Origin of the sequence: Vibrio penaeicida, from assembly GCF_019977755.1 — a bacterium.
In the GTDB taxonomy this organism is placed as follows: domain Bacteria; phylum Pseudomonadota; class Gammaproteobacteria; order Enterobacterales; family Vibrionaceae; genus Vibrio; species Vibrio penaeicida.
Window position 1 is genome coordinate 3,478,343 of sequence record NZ_AP025144.1, and the last position, 15,978, is coordinate 3,494,320.

General features: G+C 45.3%; 13 protein-coding genes and 1 other RNA gene. 2 read left to right on the forward strand and 12 right to left on the reverse strand.

Annotation, left to right across the window (positions count from 1 at the left end; all coding sequences use genetic code 11):
* Nucleotides 1–145 precede the first annotated feature (145 nt).
* The 12 genes from murC to rsmI all read right to left on the reverse strand — a co-directional run bounded on the left by murC (nt 146) and on the right by rsmI (nt 13,758).
* The gene (murC, locus tag LDO37_RS15610) at nt 146–1,606 is read right to left on the reverse strand and encodes a UDP-N-acetylmuramate--L-alanine ligase (protein ID WP_104401288.1); all 1,461 of its coding nucleotides are present in this window, start codon (nt 1,604–1,606) and stop codon (nt 146–148) included.
* Between the two features lie 15 nt (nt 1,607–1,621).
* Nucleotides 1,622–2,695 carry an undecaprenyldiphospho-muramoylpentapeptide beta-N-acetylglucosaminyltransferase gene (gene murG, locus LDO37_RS15615; RefSeq protein ID WP_126607507.1) on the reverse strand — a complete coding sequence of 358 codons (1,074 nt, stop codon included), beginning with the start codon at nt 2,693–2,695 and terminating at the stop codon, nt 1,622–1,624.
* Nucleotides 2,682–3,872 carry a cell division protein FtsW gene (gene ftsW / locus LDO37_RS15620; protein WP_126607511.1) on the reverse strand — a complete coding sequence of 397 codons (1,191 nt, stop codon included), beginning with the start codon at nt 3,870–3,872 and terminating at the stop codon, nt 2,682–2,684. Before ftsW ends, murG begins: the two co-directional genes overlap by 14 nt.
* 29 nt (nt 3,873–3,901) lie before the next feature.
* The gene (gene murD, locus LDO37_RS15625; RefSeq protein ID WP_126607506.1) at nt 3,902–5,245 is read right to left on the reverse strand and encodes a UDP-N-acetylmuramoyl-L-alanine--D-glutamate ligase; all 1,344 of its coding nucleotides are present in this window, start codon (nt 5,243–5,245) and stop codon (nt 3,902–3,904) included.
* A 3-nt stretch (nt 5,246–5,248) separates the two neighbouring features.
* The gene (mraY, locus tag LDO37_RS15630; protein ID WP_101112423.1) at nt 5,249–6,331 is read right to left on the reverse strand and encodes a phospho-N-acetylmuramoyl-pentapeptide-transferase; all 1,083 of its coding nucleotides are present in this window, start codon (nt 6,329–6,331) and stop codon (nt 5,249–5,251) included.
* On the reverse strand, nt 6,331–7,689 hold the full coding sequence (locus LDO37_RS15635) for a UDP-N-acetylmuramoyl-tripeptide--D-alanyl-D-alanine ligase (protein WP_126607505.1): 1,359 nt from the start codon (nt 7,687–7,689) through the stop codon (nt 6,331–6,333). The genes mraY and LDO37_RS15635 overlap by 1 nt, the downstream gene beginning before the upstream one ends.
* Complete coding sequence (gene murE, locus LDO37_RS15640) at nt 7,686–9,164, reverse strand: UDP-N-acetylmuramoyl-L-alanyl-D-glutamate--2,6-diaminopimelate ligase (RefSeq protein ID WP_126607504.1); 1,479 nt, start codon at nt 9,162–9,164, stop codon at nt 7,686–7,688. The genes LDO37_RS15635 and murE overlap by 4 nt, the downstream gene beginning before the upstream one ends.
* A 34-nt stretch (nt 9,165–9,198) precedes the next feature.
* Entirely contained in the window at nt 9,199–10,926 is a 1,728-nt protein-coding gene (locus LDO37_RS15645; RefSeq protein WP_126607503.1) for a penicillin-binding transpeptidase domain-containing protein, read from the reverse strand.
* Nucleotides 10,923–11,249, reverse strand: coding sequence for a cell division protein FtsL (gene ftsL, locus LDO37_RS15650; RefSeq protein WP_101112427.1), 327 nt, complete (start codon nt 11,247–11,249; stop codon nt 10,923–10,925). The genes LDO37_RS15645 and ftsL overlap by 4 nt, the downstream gene beginning before the upstream one ends.
* Complete coding sequence (rsmH, locus tag LDO37_RS15655; RefSeq protein WP_126607502.1) at nt 11,249–12,199, reverse strand: 16S rRNA (cytosine(1402)-N(4))-methyltransferase RsmH; 951 nt, start codon at nt 12,197–12,199, stop codon at nt 11,249–11,251. Before rsmH ends, ftsL begins: the two co-directional genes overlap by 1 nt.
* Nucleotides 12,200–12,396: 197 nt before the next feature.
* An RNA gene (gene rnpB / locus LDO37_RS15660) (RNase P RNA component class A) lies at nt 12,397–12,788 on the reverse strand.
* Between the two features lie 106 nt (nt 12,789–12,894).
* Entirely contained in the window at nt 12,895–13,758 is an 864-nt protein-coding gene (gene rsmI, locus LDO37_RS15665; protein ID WP_126607501.1) for a 16S rRNA (cytidine(1402)-2'-O)-methyltransferase, read from the reverse strand.
* A gap of 62 nt (nt 13,759–13,820) precedes the next feature.
* Here rsmI and LDO37_RS15670 point away from each other — a divergent pair, with 62 nt between their 5' ends.
* Together LDO37_RS15670 and LDO37_RS15675 are read left to right on the forward strand one after the other, a co-directional pair.
* Nucleotides 13,821–15,620, forward strand: coding sequence for a penicillin-binding protein activator (locus LDO37_RS15670; protein WP_399480333.1), 1,800 nt, complete (start codon nt 13,821–13,823; stop codon nt 15,618–15,620).
* Nucleotides 15,607–15,975, forward strand: a complete 369-nt coding sequence (locus LDO37_RS15675) for a YraN family protein (RefSeq protein WP_126607499.1) — start codon at nt 15,607–15,609, stop codon at nt 15,973–15,975. The genes LDO37_RS15670 and LDO37_RS15675 overlap by 14 nt, the downstream gene beginning before the upstream one ends.
* Nucleotides 15,976–15,978 lie beyond the last annotated feature (3 nt).

Sequence of the window (15,978 nt, forward strand, 5' to 3'; positions counted from 1 at the left end):
ACATCCTAAAACTAAAGACCATTCGACTGATTTACTCAAACTAGCGATTATACTGACCATCATCCCATAGTCCATCAACCACAAGAATAAATATGGTCTAGTGTGACACACCGGACAAAAAACAGACAAAATAAAGGCTTGGCTATTATTCCTGACGCATACGTTCTACGTTCAACTCTAAACCAGCCAGCACTTTGGCAACCTTACCAACATCACCAGCTCCTTGTGTTAATACTAGGTCACCATCTTGGAGAACATTCGCTAGGACACTCGGTAGGTTTTGAGTTTCTGGAACAAAAATTGGGTCCAACTTACCTCGGCTACGAATCGTCCGGCATAAAGCACGACCATCAGCTCCAGCAATAGGCGCTTCGCCAGCTGAATAGACATCGAGCATAATAAGTACATCAACCTTTTCGAGCACATTAGCGAAATCATCATACAAATCTCTCGTTCGGCTATATCGGTGCGGCTGAAATACCATGACCAATCGCTTGTCTTCCCATCCAGCCCTTGCTGCATCAATGGTGACATCCACTTCGCTAGGGTGGTGACCATAGTCATCGACCAGCATTGCCTTACCACAACCTGTTTCGAACTCTCCCAAGTGATCAAAACGTCGTCCAGTACCTTGAGTACCTGCCATTGCGCTTAGTATCGCTTCATCAGCCACGTCATCTTCTGTTGCTACAGCAATAGCAGCGGATGCGTTTAGTGCATTGTGTTTACCCGGGATGTTCAACGTAATGTCTAGGTTGGCTTTTCCTTTACGCACAACCGTGAATTTACCCTGTTGCCCTTCTTGGCGATAATTTTCAATTCTTACGTCTGCATCTTCAGAGAATCCGTACGTAATAACTTGGCGGCTGACTCTTGGAATCAGCTCACGTACAACCGGATCGTCTATACACATGATTGCCTGTCCATAGAATGGCAGGTTATGGAGAAAATCAATGAACGTTTGTTTTAAAGTTTCGAAGTCGCCGCCATAAGTATCCATGTGATCAGCTTCGATATTGGTAACGATGCTGACCATTGGCTGTAAATGTAAGAATGAAGCATCACTTTCATCGGCTTCTGCAATAAGAATACGGCTAGACCCTAAACGAGCATTTGTACCAACACTTTTAACCAATCCGCCATTTACAAACGTTGGATCGAGTCCAGCTTCAGAATAAATCTGCGTGACAAGCGCAGTTGTCGTTGTTTTACCATGTGTTCCTGCCACAGCAATGCCATGTCGGAATCTCATTAATTCAGCCAACATTTCAGCACGACGAACAACTGGAATACGCCTTTCTTTCGCAGCAACTAACTCTGGATTATCTTGTTGAATGGCAGTCGAGACAACGACGACACTGGCTTTTTCAACATTACCTGCATCATGACCAAAATAGATCGTTGCTCCTTTGCCACTCAACCTTTCTGTTACTGGGTTTTCGGCTAGGTCTGATCCTGAGATGTGGTAACCTTCATTTAAGAGCACTTCAGCGATGCCACTCATTCCGGCACCACCAATTCCGACAAAATGAATGGACTTCACTCTTCTCATCTCAGGCACCATTGCACGGATTTGAGAGATGTCTTGGTTGTGTTCTATTGTCATTTTGTGTTTCTCATTCTATCGGTCAACAGACTGTTGAGTTAATTCTTTAATCGCATTCGCTACGTATTGATCAGCATTGGGTTTTGCCGACTTTTGGGCTTTACTTGCCATCTCCACCAAGCTCGCTCTGTCTAGCTGTTTTATGGCTTCTGATAATTTTTCTGAAGTCAGGTCTGGTTGCTCAATCATAATCGCGGCATTAGCATCAACAAGATGATCGGCGTTCAATGCTTGTTGGCGATCTTTATGCATAAAAGGTACAAAGATTGCGCCGACTCCAGCAGATGATATCTCAGAGACGGTGAGTGCACCGGATCGACATACAACTAGGTCTGCCCATTCATAAGCAGCTGATACGTCATCAATAAACTCGGTTGCTTCGGCTTGAATACCAGCACTTTCGTAGGCAGATTGGACAGACTCTTGGTTTCCTTTGCCTGCTTGATGGCGAATAACATAGCCGTTTCCAAGCAAAGCTGCTGTTTCAGGCAATGTTGTATTGAGGATTCTTGCCCCTTGGCTTCCACCCATCACCAAAATACGTATGTCGCCTTCACGGGACGCTATCCGAGATTTTGCAGAACCAAGAGTCGTCACATCTTTTCTCACGGGGTTACCCACTACCGGAACACCTTTAAAAGCACCGGGAAAGGCCTGAAAGACTTTGGTTGCAATTTTTGATAGCCATTGATTCGTTAAGCCCGCTACCGCATTTTGCTCATGAAGAACCAAAGGAATACCCGATAACCAAGCCGCAACACCACCAGGTCCACTGACATATCCGCCCATTCCTAACACCACGTCAGGCTGCCATGCTTTGATGTGCTTTTTGGCTTGAAAGATAGCATTGAGAATTTGAAAAGGTGCTTGAATCAATTTTAAAACGCCCTGCCCACGAAGACCTTTCACTTGAATAAAGTCGATATCAATGCCGTGTTTTGGGACAAGGTCGGCTTCCATACGGTCAGCCGTGCCTAACCAACGAATTTCCCACCCTTCATCTTGCAAGCATTTGGCAACGGCAAGCCCCGGGAAAACATGCCCCCCCGAACCACCAGCCATCACTAATAAACGTTTATTTTGTTTCATTTGAGTTCTTATTTTCAGGAATCTTTATTTGTTGCGACAGTCGCCGCTCATGATCAATCCGCATTAATATTGCCACCGCGACACACATCACGATTAAACTGGAACCACCATAACTAATCAGCGGCAGAGTGAGCCCTTTAGTCGGAACCATACCCGCAGCAGCACCAACGTTGACCAGTGTTTGAAAAGCAAACCATATTCCAATACCAAATGCCAAGTATCCACCAAACATTTGCTTTGCTTCAAACGCTTTCTTTCCAATAAATATTGCTTTCAGTACTAACACAAATATCAACACGAGGACAATGCTAACGCCAACAAACCCAAGCTCTTCGGCGATCACCGCAAAAACAAAGTCTGTATGTGCTTCAGGAAGGTATTCTAACTTTTGAATGGAATTACCTAACCCCTGACCAAACCAACCACCACGACCAAATGCCATCAAGGATTGAGTCAACTGATAGCCGCTACCAAATGGGTCGTCCCATGGGTCTAAAAAAGATGTAACTCGTCGTACTCGATAAGGCTCCACCAATATCAACACAACAACGCCAGCTATTCCAACCATCATCAGCGCCAAAAACTGCCACAGTTTTGCGCCTGCAATGAATAACAGTCCGAACATGGTCACCAGCATGACAATCACAGTGCCCAAATCTGGCTGCCCCAACAATAAAAGAGCAACAAGACCGAAAACGATAATGGGCTTCATAAAGCCACCGAAAAACGTTTTCCTCACTTCGTCTTGTTTTCGAACCAAATAACCTGCCATAAACATGAACAAGGATAACTTGGTCAATTCTGCTGGCTGCAAGTTGAAAACCCCTAACGGGATCCAGCGCGAAGCACCATTCACGGACTTGCCTGCCACCAGCACAACAATCAATAGAACGAAACAAATCCCCAATAATATATGGCTGTATTTAAACCAACGATCCATGGGGATTTGAACAACAACTGAAGCCGCAGCAAGCCCCACAACACAAAACACAAGCTGCTTATACATGAAGTAAAATGGTGTATCTGTAAGGCGACTACTAACGGGAAAAGAAGCTGATGTCACCATGACTAAGCCGATAAGCATTAGACCGAACGACAGCCAAAGTAGCTGTCTATCAAACAGTGCTTTGGGTGCTGGTTCAAACAGCCAGTGTTTGCAGTTTGAAAATGTTTCGATTAAGCGTCCCAACAGAATTCCCTTTAGCCTTACGAGGACGAGTAACGTTGAGCGAGTTGAGTAAACGCATCGCCACGCGCCATAAAGTTTGGATATTGGTCAAAACTGGCACAAGCAGGGGACAGCATAACGATATCACCAGCATTTAACTTGGATGAAATGCTCGATAATGCCTCATCCATAGTATTCCAGCGGATAGCTGACGGGTGTAAAGACAAAAACTCGCTGCCATCGTCGCCGTAACAATGCAATGTCACTGGTAAAGACGCCAACACGGGTTCAAGTTCAGAAAAATCGGCACCTTTTCCATCACCACCCACCAACAAATGAAGTTGTCCTTCACACTGCAACCCCGACAAAGCGGCTAAAGTACTGGCGACATTGGTGGCTTTGGAATCATTCACCCACTTTACGCCACGGGATTGAGCAACAACCTGACAACGATGGGTTAGTCCAGTGTAATTTTGGAGAGCGGAAACAGATGAATGATAGTCGATACCTGCCGCATCAAGTAAAGCCATTGCGACCAAAGCATTCATACTATTGTGTTGACCGACAAGACTTAAAGAAGATGTCGGAACAAAGGGATCATCGTCTTTCGCGAGAAAAACGTCATCATTCACTGTTTTCAAACAATAGTCTGCATTGGAAGGCGCAAAAGTGATGATATCACCGGAATAATTAGGCGTTGGGAACGTCGCTGAATCCTGTTGATTAACGATGGCTTTTTGGGCATTTAAGAAAATTCGCTGCTTGGCAGCACCATAACCGGCAAAATCATCATATCGATCCATATGATCTTCGGTCAGGTTCAAATAAGCGGCAGCAACTAGAGGTAAGTTCGATGTCGTTTCCAATTGGAAGCTCGATAATTCAAGCACGTAAAGATCGGCATCCTCTGCAAGGAGATCCAAAGCAGGAATCCCGATATTTCCGCCAACTCTTGTTTTACAACCCGCAGCATTAGCCATTACACCAGTCAAATCGGTAACGGTGCTTTTACCATTTGACCCAGTAATAGCGATAACGGGTTTGGTTACTGCCCAACCAAACAATTCAATATCACCGACAACAGGTACGCCATGTTCAATAGCACGCTGCAATTCTGGTGTAGCTAATGCAATACCGGGGGTCGCCACAATGAGGTCAGCATTCTTAAGCCAGCTCTCATTCCAACTTCCAGTGTGGACAGCCACATCCTCATTCAGTTTATCCAAACCCGGAGGATTTTCTCGAGTATCGATGACTTTCACATTTAGAGGTTGCTTCTGGCGCAGCAAATGATTGACGACGGACAGGCCTGTAATACCAAGCCCCACTACCACGACGTCTTTCAGGTTCTCCCAACGCTGATTGTTTGGATTTACATTCATCGATTAACGTACCTTCAAGGTCGCCAGACCAATAAGAACCAAAATAATAGAGATGATCCAGAAGCGTACAATAACGCGAGGTTCTGGCCAGCCTTTCAATTCGTAGTGATGGTGAATAGGTGCCATACGGAAAATACGTTGACCACGAAGTTTGTATGATCCAACTTGAAGGATAACGGATACTGTTTCCATCACGAACACGCCCCCCATGATCACAAGCAGAAGTTCTTGGCGCACTAATACCGCAATAGTGCCAAGCGCTCCACCTAATGCAAGAGAGCCGACATCACCCATGAAGACCTGTGCAGGGTATGTGTTGAACCACAAAAAGCCCATACCAGCACCAACGATAGCGGTACACACCACAACCAACTCACTAGTGTAAGGGATATGAGGGATATGCAGGTATGCGGCAAAATTCACGTTACCCGTCGCCCACGCGATAACAGCAAAACCCGCCGCAACCATGACCGTTGGCATAATCGCGAGACCATCTAACCCATCGGTTAAGTTCACCGCGTTACTGGTACCAACGATCACGAAATACGTAAATACAATATACAGTAAGCCCAGTTGAGGCATGACATCTTTAAAGAATGGCACTACTAATTGAGTTGCCGCTGTATCTTTACCATGCGCATAGAGTGCAAACGCGACGACAAGTGCAATACTCGATTGCCAGAAGTATTTCCAACGAGCGATAAGACCATCGGTATTTTTACGTACAACTTTACGATAATCATCGACAAACCCAACAGCGCCATATCCTAATAAGACCGCCATTACAGCCCAGACATAAGGGTTGGATAAATCTGCCCAGAGTAAAACCGTTATTGCAATGGAGGATAGAATCATCAACCCTCCCATTGTTGGAGTGCCGCGCTTACTAAAGTGAGATTCAGGACCGTCATTGCGAACAACTTGACCAATTTGCAGCATTTGCAAACGCTCAATCAATCGAGGTCCCATCCATAATGAAAGACCCAGAGCGGTCAATACGCTGAGGATGGCACGAAAAGACAGGTATTCGAACAATCGAAAGAAAGAAAAATATGGTTGAAGTAACTCGGCGAGCCAAATAATCATTATTGAATCTCCTTCAAAGCAGCGACTACTTTGCTCATTCCGGCGCTATTCGCCCCTTTGACCAAAAGTGTGTGCATTTGATTTTGTTGTGTTTCTAGCTGCTGCTTAATAAATTGGATCATCGCGTCGTGAGAATCAAAATGTTGCCCACCACATTCTTCGCTGATCACTTTTGTGTCGTCCCCGTAGGTCAACACATATTCAAAATTAAATGGTGCCGAATGTTGTCCGACTTCACGATGAAGTTCAAGGCTTTCGTCACCTAATTCCGCCATGAAGCCCAAAATTAACCAGCGCACGCCGTCGTAATGATTCAGTAGATCAGCAGCGGCTTTCATCGCAGGAACACTGGCATTGTAACTATCATCGATAAGGCGAACATGTTCATTGAGCTTGATCACTTCTACCCGACCCGAAACATTTGTCATGTTAGCCAGACCAAATTGTATTTCTGTCAGCGTAGCGCCAGCGTTTTGTCCAAGCGCAGCTGCCGCAACAGCGTTAGCAACATTGTGCTCACCAACTAAGGTTAAACTCACTGGTGCATTGCCAAGCGGGGTACAAAGTGTAAAAGAGGGAAGCCCTTCTTCTGAGATTTCAATATCTTTTGCGAAAAAATCAGCACTGTAATCTGAAGCAGAAAACGTAACGACTTGCTTATCGTTTAACGTTTCCCCCCAAAATTCCAAGCCATTACTGTCTTTATTTACAACAGCAATATCGTTACTGGACAACCCTTGAAATATTTCACCTTTCGCTTGTTTTACTCCGTCCATCGAGCCAAAACCTTCAAGGTGCGCAGCCGCCACATTGTTTACTAGCGCTATTTTGGGCTTCACTATGCGAGTCGTGTAGGAAATCTCTCCAATATGATTAGCCCCCAGCTCAATAACGGCATAGTCGTTTTTCTTTTCTGAGCGAAGCAATGTTAGTGGCACACCAAACTCATTGTTAAAGTTGCCAAGCGTTGCCAATACGTGACCTTTTTGACGCAAGACTGCACTCAACATTTCTTTCACTGTCGTCTTTCCGCAGCTTCCTGTTAGAGCTAAGGTTAAGCTTTCGCTTTGTTCGTGCACCCAAGAACCAAGCGCGCCAAGTGCTTTTGTTGTGTCTTCAACAATTATTTGCGGTATGTCGATGGGAAGTTCGCGCTCAACTAAAAGCGCTTTTGCCCCTTTGTCTATCGCTTGCTGGCAAAAATCATGGGCATCAAATCGCTCACCCACGATTGCGATAAACAAGGCTGATTCCTCAATGGTGCGAGTGTCCGTTGAGACAGAATGTATCTGAACATCCTCTCCCTTCAACGTCCCTTCAAGAATTTGACTTGCTTGAGAAAGGTAAAAACTGATCATCCCATGATTCCTAATAATTGTTCTGCGGTTTCCCTATCCGAATAGTGCACCGTTTTGTCAGCCAATACTTGGTAATCTTCGTGCCCTTTGCCTGCTAATAAAATAATGTCATTTTCAGATGCATTGCGCAGAGCATACGAGCAAGCATCAAACCTATCATGCTTAATCACCACCCTATCTGGCTGCTTCATGCCACCGAGCATATGCTTAACGATTATTTCAGGGGACTCACTTCTTGGGTTGTCATCCGTTAAAATCGCGTGATCGGCCAGCCTTTCAGCTATGTCCGCCATCATCGGGCGTTTACCAATATCTCTATCACCACCACACCCAAAGATTGCCCATAGCTTCCCTTCACAATGGACACGTAACGCTGATAACGCTTTTTCTAATGCATCGGGTGTATGTGCATAGTCCACGACAACTTTGGCTTTGCCGCTACGCTGGAAGAGCTCCATACGGCCAATAACAGGGGAAAGCCTAGGTGCGGCTTCTATTAACACTTCTTTTTCAAAGCCCAATTCCAACAAAGAACCAAACGCAAGTAATATGTTACTTGCATTAAAAGCACCAATCAGAGGAACGGAAAGCTTGCCAGCCCCCCAATTACCGTCAAATGAGAGCTCAATACCTTTAGTGCTGTATTTCACCTCTGTGGCATATAGAGACTTTTCTGTATTTGGATTTGACTCTAAAGACACCGCCAAAGGCGACGATAGCTGTTGGACCCATTGCGCCCCGACCGAATCATCGACATTTATCACGGCTTTGCGGCAGTCATGGTCTCGGAACAAAGTAAATTTCGCATCAGCGTAGGACTTCATGGTTTCATGGTAGTCAAGATGATCACGACTCAGGTTAGTAAATACGCCTACAGAAAAAGTCAGGGCCTTCACTCTTCCTTGAATCAAACCATGAGAAGAGACTTCAATAGCCGCATGCTCTGCACCTTGCTGTCTTAGGTTAGATAAGGTTTCAACCACTTCAATTGCACTGCCAGTTGTGTTTAACGCAGGTTTAATATCGTGGAGAAAGCCATTACCGGCCGTGCCCATTACTGCGGCTTTTTGACCAACCAGTTCTATCCATTGAGCGATGATTTGCGTAATAGTAGTTTTTCCATTGGTCCCAGTGACACCAATAAGCTTGGTATCTATGTCACCATATGCTCGCAAAGCAATTGCCGATAAGATCATATTCAAATCGCTTAGATAAACGATCAGCGTACCGCTTTGCTCTTCATAGCTACCATGTGGGTGCTCTTCGGTTGCCTGAGCAATTACTGCCACAGCTCCGCTGTTAACAGCCGCAGGAATGAAATCATGACCATTAACCGCATGGCCTGAAAGCGCCACAAATGTGTCACCTGGCTGTACTTTTCGACTATCCAATACTAACTGAGTAATACGAACGTTAAATTCTTCAGGAATATTTGCATCTGTCCATGGACGAATCAGAGAAGCTAAATTATGCACGCAATGTCCTCTTATCTATTCTTTAGAAATTCTATTATTCCGAAAACTGATTTTCATCCGGTGCGACATTGAGAATTTGCAGCGCACCTTTCATAATTTCAGAAAAAACAGGTGCAGCAACGGTGCCTCCGTAATACTGGTCACCTTGCGGTTCATTCACGACCACAACTAATGCCAACCTTGGATCGCTTACTGGTGCAATGCCTGCCGTATAAGCAAAATATTCGTCACTATAACCACCAGCCGTTGCTTTACGGGATGTCCCCGTTTTGGCGGCAATCCGATAACCCGGAACGGCAGCACGCGTGGCACTGCCCCCTTTTTGGGTTACCTTCTCCATCATATTCAGAACTAACTTTACGTTATGCTCATCGATCACTTGTTTTGAAATATCGTGCTTATTGTTTTTCACAATATGCAAAGGTCGATACATCCCATAATTACCTAATGTCGCGTAAGCATGCGCTAGTTGAATTGGTGAAACCGATAGTCCATAACCAAATGATAGCGTTGCGATTTCAAACTTAGACCAACGACGTCGCGATGGAAATATACCGGTTGTTTCGCCGACAAGGTTCAAACCACTGACTTCGCCAAACCCTACAGAGCTGTACATTCCCAGCAATGCTTCCAGCGGCATAGCGAGCGCTAACTTAGTGACGCCGATATTACTCGATTTTTTTAATATGGTGGTGAGATCGGCTTTCCCGACCTTAGAGACATCTCTTACTCGGCTTCCGCCAATTTGTAAAATGCCATTACCCGTATCAATTTCTGTATTTTCATCAGCCACACCATTTTCTAGAGCGGCCAATACGACGAAAGGTTTCACTGTCGAACCCGGCTCGAATGCATCTGTAATGGTGCGGTTTCTCATGCGAAAACTTTGTCGTTGAGAACGATTGTTTGGGTTGTAAGATGGCGCATTAACCATCGCCAACACTTCGCCAGTTTTAACATCGAGAAGCACCGCTGAAGCCGAAGTCGCGTTGTGATCGGCCACCGCCTGTTTCATCGCTCGGTACGCGATGGATTGCAATCTTTGGTCCACAGTAAGTTGAAGTGGTTGCCCTTCTTCTCTTTCTTCGAGCGAGATATTTTCGACAACCCGCCCAAAGCGATCTTTTCGAATGGTGCGTTTGCCTGCCTCACCCATGAGCCATTTGTCGTACGAACGCTCTATGCCTTCAAGCCCATGTCCATCGATTCCAGTCACACCAATCAAGTGAGCACTAACTTCACCAGAGGGGTAATAACGTCGAGATTCTTGCTTTAGCCCTACACCCGCTAGCTTTAATTCTCGAATATAATTTGCCATGGCAGGGCTGACTTGGCGTTGAAGATAGATAAAACGGCGCGATTTATTCTTATTGATGCGCGTAATAAGTTTTTGGCGGTCCATTCCAAGTACGTCGGCCAATGCATACCAGCGCTCTATCGGCTCTAGTCCGGACTCTTTAAATATGGTGACTGGATCTGCCCAAACGGCTTCAACGGGTACGGAGACAGCAAGTTGCTCCCCGTTCCGATCAGAAATAATCCCCCGAGCAGAAGGTAGCGCCTTGACACGAACAGAGCGTAAATCACCCTGTCTAATTAGATTATCTGGCTCAACGACCTGAATGTAAGCCAACCGCGCTAATAATGCCCCCATAACACACACAACGAACCCAAGTACAACAGCAAAACGCCAACGGATAAGAATTGGCGTTTCTTTTTCGGGTTGTTTTCTTGTGTTAGAAGTGGTTTTAGACTTACTCATTGGAAAGAAACTATGACCTCTTTGTCGGCATCAGGACGCTTCATGTCTAACTCTTTCTGCGCCATTTCTTGCACACGACTGTGCTCTGCCAACGCATTCTCTTCCAGTATTAAGTTGCGCCATTCGTTATCTAAACGATCCCTCTCAACCAGTTCGCTATCACGTTGGTGAATGGCAGCTCTCGTATCGTGCGTGGTATGCACAACCCACATCGCTGAGGCAAACGCTAATAATAATAGGGTCGCAGGCACTCTTCCGACGGTAACAATGTCGATAAAGATGAGCTTGGCGAGATTCGGGGAAGCGTCCTTGGCACTCGGCATTAGAGTTTTTCCGCAATCCTTAACACTGAACTGCGTGAACGCGTATTTTCATCCACTTCTTGTTTCGAAGGTTTGATGGCTTTACTGAGCGTTTTCATTCGCGCGCTGCCCAATGCCTTAATTTGATCTTCCGTCATTGGGATACCATGAGGCACTTCAGGTCCTTTACTCTCTTTTCGCATGAAACGCTTAACCATGCGATCTTCGAGAGAATGAAAACTGATGACAGAAAGACGTCCTTCTGCCGCTAAAATCTCAGCTGCCCCTTTCAAAGCGGTATCGATCTCTTCCAATTCACTATTGATGTAAATTCGAAATGCTTGAAAACTACGAGTCGCTGGATGCTTTTTCTCTTTGAAATTTTTTGGGGCTGCATCTGAAATCAACTTAGCGAGCTGACCTGTACGTGTCATTGGCTCGTTTTCTTCATTTTCACGATAGGCGACAATGGCTTTAGCAATTCGTCTTGCGTGCTTATCTTCACCAAATTCACGAATGACCCACGTAATGTCATCTAATTCGGCTTCTTTTAGCCACTCAGAAACCGGCATACCTGACGTCGGATCCATTCTCATGTCCAATGGACCATCTTTCATGAAACTGAATCCACGTTCAGCGTCATCTAATTGTGGGGATGAAACACCAAGGTCAAGAAGCACGCCATCAACTTTGCCCACAAGATCATAGCGCTCGGCGTATTCTGCAATACCCGAAAATGGACCATGAACAATAGTAAAACGAGGATCATCAATTTTTTGGGCTTCAGCAATCGCCGTCGGATCGCGATCGATACTGAATAAGCGACCGTTTTCTCCCAACTTAGAAAGAATGGTTCGGCTATGACCACCACGACCAAAAGTGCCGTCTATATAAATGCCGTCGGGTTTAATTGCCAACCCATCAATGGATTCATTTAGTAAAACGGAAATGTGCTGAAAAGTTTCTGTCATGGTTTTCTCTTGTGCCGAATGGCGAAAATAAAGCAAGGGTTTAGTGTACTGATTTCGCTCTTTGCTGCCAGTACTTAATCTTATTTTGTTAGCTTTTGTATCTAAGTCTCGCTTAGTTTAGCCACAATAGGCTTAAATGCGTCAGCAAATAGCAAAAAACCCATCATTACTCGGTAAAGTAATGATGGGTTCTGAATAGGTGGAGTCGACACATAAGCCGGGTTCTGTTCCGCTTGCGCGGCAGTAGCCATTCGTCTAGGCCAGCAATCGCTCACTGGCTCAAGCAACCTACCCGCTTCCTTACGCGAGCAACGCAATGTGGAAGCCTATTTGGTCTTGCTCCGGGTGGAGTTTACCTTGCTACGAACTGTTACCAGTCGCACGGTGCGCTCTTACCGCACCCTTTCACCCTTACCTGTGCCCTTCCCGAAGGAAATAGGTCATCGGCGGTTTTCTCTCTGCTGCACTTGTCGTGGGCTTGCGCCCCCCAGGCGTTACCTGGCACCCTGCTCTTTGGAGCCCGGACTTTCCTCCCCTCCGTCAGTCTCCCGAAGGACACCAACGAAGCAGCGACTACCCAGTCAACTCCGACCGCGGATTGTATAGAGATAGATGCCTACTGTCTAGGGGCTCATTAGGGTTGACGATATTTTTAATGCCAATCGTATAAAACTCAAGCAACTTATCGACGAGTCTTAATCTAAATGCTCCAATCCCCATTTATACAAAGCATTTTTTTTGAGGTTGTATATTTCTGCCGTCATTGCTGCCGCTTTTTTGAGTGGTAACTCTTTGGTTAAAATACTCAAAGTACGAGTCACCTCATCAGGTATTTCTTCTGTGGCTTGCTCTCGGTGACCGTGTATGAGCAACACCATTTCACCTTTTTTACGGTTGTCATTTTCTTCAATCCAAGGAATAAGTTCGCCTAACGGCATCCCCTGAATGGTTTCATATGTTTTGGTCAGCTCGCGGGCTAGAACCACTTCTCTATCAGCACCAAGGATCTCAAGCATGTCGTTGAGAGAGTCCATGATACGGTGCGGCGACTCATAAAAAATACAGGTACGCTCAGCTTTGGCAATTTCAAGGAACTTATCTTTTCGACCTTTACTCTTAGGAGGAAGAAAACCTTCAAAACTGAATCGATCGGAAGGCAGCCCTGCAGCGCTCAATGCTGTCACCACAGCACAGGCACCAGGTAATGGCACAACTTTGACACCGGCCTGACGACATTGATTCACTAGGTGATACCCTGGATCACTGATTAATGGCGTTCCAGCATCGGAAACCAGAGCAATAGAAAGCCCTTGTTGTAACCTCTCAACCAGTACTTGCGCTTTTTGTTGTTCATTGTGATCATGCAGAGCGAATGTTTTCGTCGATATATTGAAGTGGGAAAGTAACTTGCCTGTGTGTCGGGTATCTTCAGCGGCAATAAGATCCACGTTGGATAAAACTTCTATGGCTCGCTGCGTAATATCTCCCAAATTTCCGATTGGGGTGGGAACAATATAGAGAGTTGAGACCTCAGACGGGGAAGAATTGTTGTCTGTCATTTGTTTACCATCACTTCAACGATTAATATAGAGACAATTTTGTATTTGTTTAACAAGAACTCATGGCTATGAAGCACCAGAATAAATTTAGTGTACCACGCCTTCTGACCCCTATCGCCTTGGCAGTAACTTTAGCGGCGTGTTCGACTACTTCACAAACACCTGTGAATATTGACGTTACACAAGATCCAACGCAAAGTGCACAGGCCTATGTCATGCAAGCCGACAGTGCGAAAGGTGGCACCCAAAATGATCTTCTGATCATGGCGTTAAAAGCGGCTTTGCAAGAAAACGATTTGGTCAGAGCCGATCATTTAGTAAAACGTCTATCTAAGCAAGCTTTATCACCTGTGCAAATGGCTGAATGGCAAATTTCGCGCGCGCAATTGCTCTTCCGTACAGGTGAAATTCAATCCGCTCTGAAACAGCTGAATTATCAGTCTTGGTGGGAGCTAAATAATGCTCAGTGGAGTGAATATCATGAATTTCGTGCGCAGTTGTTTGAGTTGCTATCGGATCACCTAAACGCCAGCCGAGAATATATTGCTGCTAATCAGTATTCGTTTGAAGATGCGCAAGTGCGAAATCATCAGAATATTTGGCTCAATCTGAGTACGTACTCTGAGTACGATATTACATCTTTGCAAGCGGAGGATGGGGAATCCGAATTACAAGGCTGGCTTCAACTCGCCGTCTACATGAAAACCATTTCAGGTAACCCTGCTCAGCTCAAAAGTACATTAGAAACTTGGTTTGAAGCCAATCCAGAGCACCCAGCGAACATTTATACTCCTGCTGATGTCCAAGCCATTCTTGCCCTAGAAATCATTAAGCCTACAAATACTGGGCTGGTATTACCTCTCAGTGGAAAATATGGAAAGCAAGGTCAGTTGGTTCGTGATGGTTTCATTCATGCCATGATGGATGATTTTAATCGAGAAGACATGGCGACGTTGACGGTTCTTGATTCCGCTGCGCTTTCAACCGATGAAATTCAGCAAGAGCTTGAAAAACGTCATGTGGATTTTGTTGTGGGTCCATTGGTAAAAGACAAAGTGGAAGTGCTTCAACAATCTACACAACTTCCCATGCTTGCACTCAACATCCCAGATGCAAAGCTACCTGAAACTCGTGTGTGTTATTTCACGCTCTCTCCTGAACAAGAGGTTGCTCAAGCCGCGAAATATCTATTTGCAAACGGGTTCCAATATCCACTGATTCTTGCTCCTGTAGGAGGCTTTGGTGAGCGAGTCACTCAAGCATTCAAGTCAGAATGGGAAAAATACAGTAAGAACCCAGCAGCGTTCAGCTATTTCGGTAACAAGTCCCAGCTTCAAAAGAACATCAACTCAGTCTTTGGTCTAGCAGACAGTCAAGCGCGCATAGCCCAACTTAACCGCCTAATCAACATTCAAACAGAGTCTCAACCTCGCAGCCGTCGCGATATTGATGCGGTCTATGTTGTGGCTAAAAGTTCCGAGCTGACCCTCATTAAACCTTTCATTGAAGTGGCCATCAATCCAGACACAACGCCTCCTAAGCTGTTTTCAAACTCGCGGAGTAATAGTGGGAAAAAGCGTCAGTATGAAGACTTAAGTGGTGTGGTTTACAGTGACATTCCGATGCTGATTGAGCAAAACTCCACTTTAAAGGCGCAACTTGAAGAAAACTGGCCGAAAAGTGGTAATGTAGAAAAACGCCTACATGCGCTTGGAATGGATGCATACAAGCTCATCTTAGAGTTGCCACAAATGAAAGTTATGCCAGAATACTCAGTTAAAGGGCAAACTGGCACTCTAACCATTAATAACGAGTGTGTGGTTCAGCGCGAAGTTAGCTGGGCTGAGCATGAGGCTATTTAACCGTAGAGCGTTAGGCGAACGATACGAATCCTTTGCCAGTAAGTTTCTTGCTGGTAAAGGGTTAAAACCGATTGAGTCTAATTTTAATACCAAAGTTGGTGAATTAGATTTGATAATGAAAGACCAAAGCACGGTTGTGTTTGTCGAGGTAAAGTATCGTAAACAAAGCCACTATGGGCACGCAGCGGAAATGGTAACACCAGCAAAACAGCGAAAGCTGATTAAAGCCGCTATGATATGGCTAAGCAAGAACAACTTATCTCCTTACGATACCGACTTCCGGTTTGACGTCGTCGCCATTCATGATGAAGGTCGTCAAGTTGAGTGGATAAAGAACGCAATAACTCAAGGATAATCG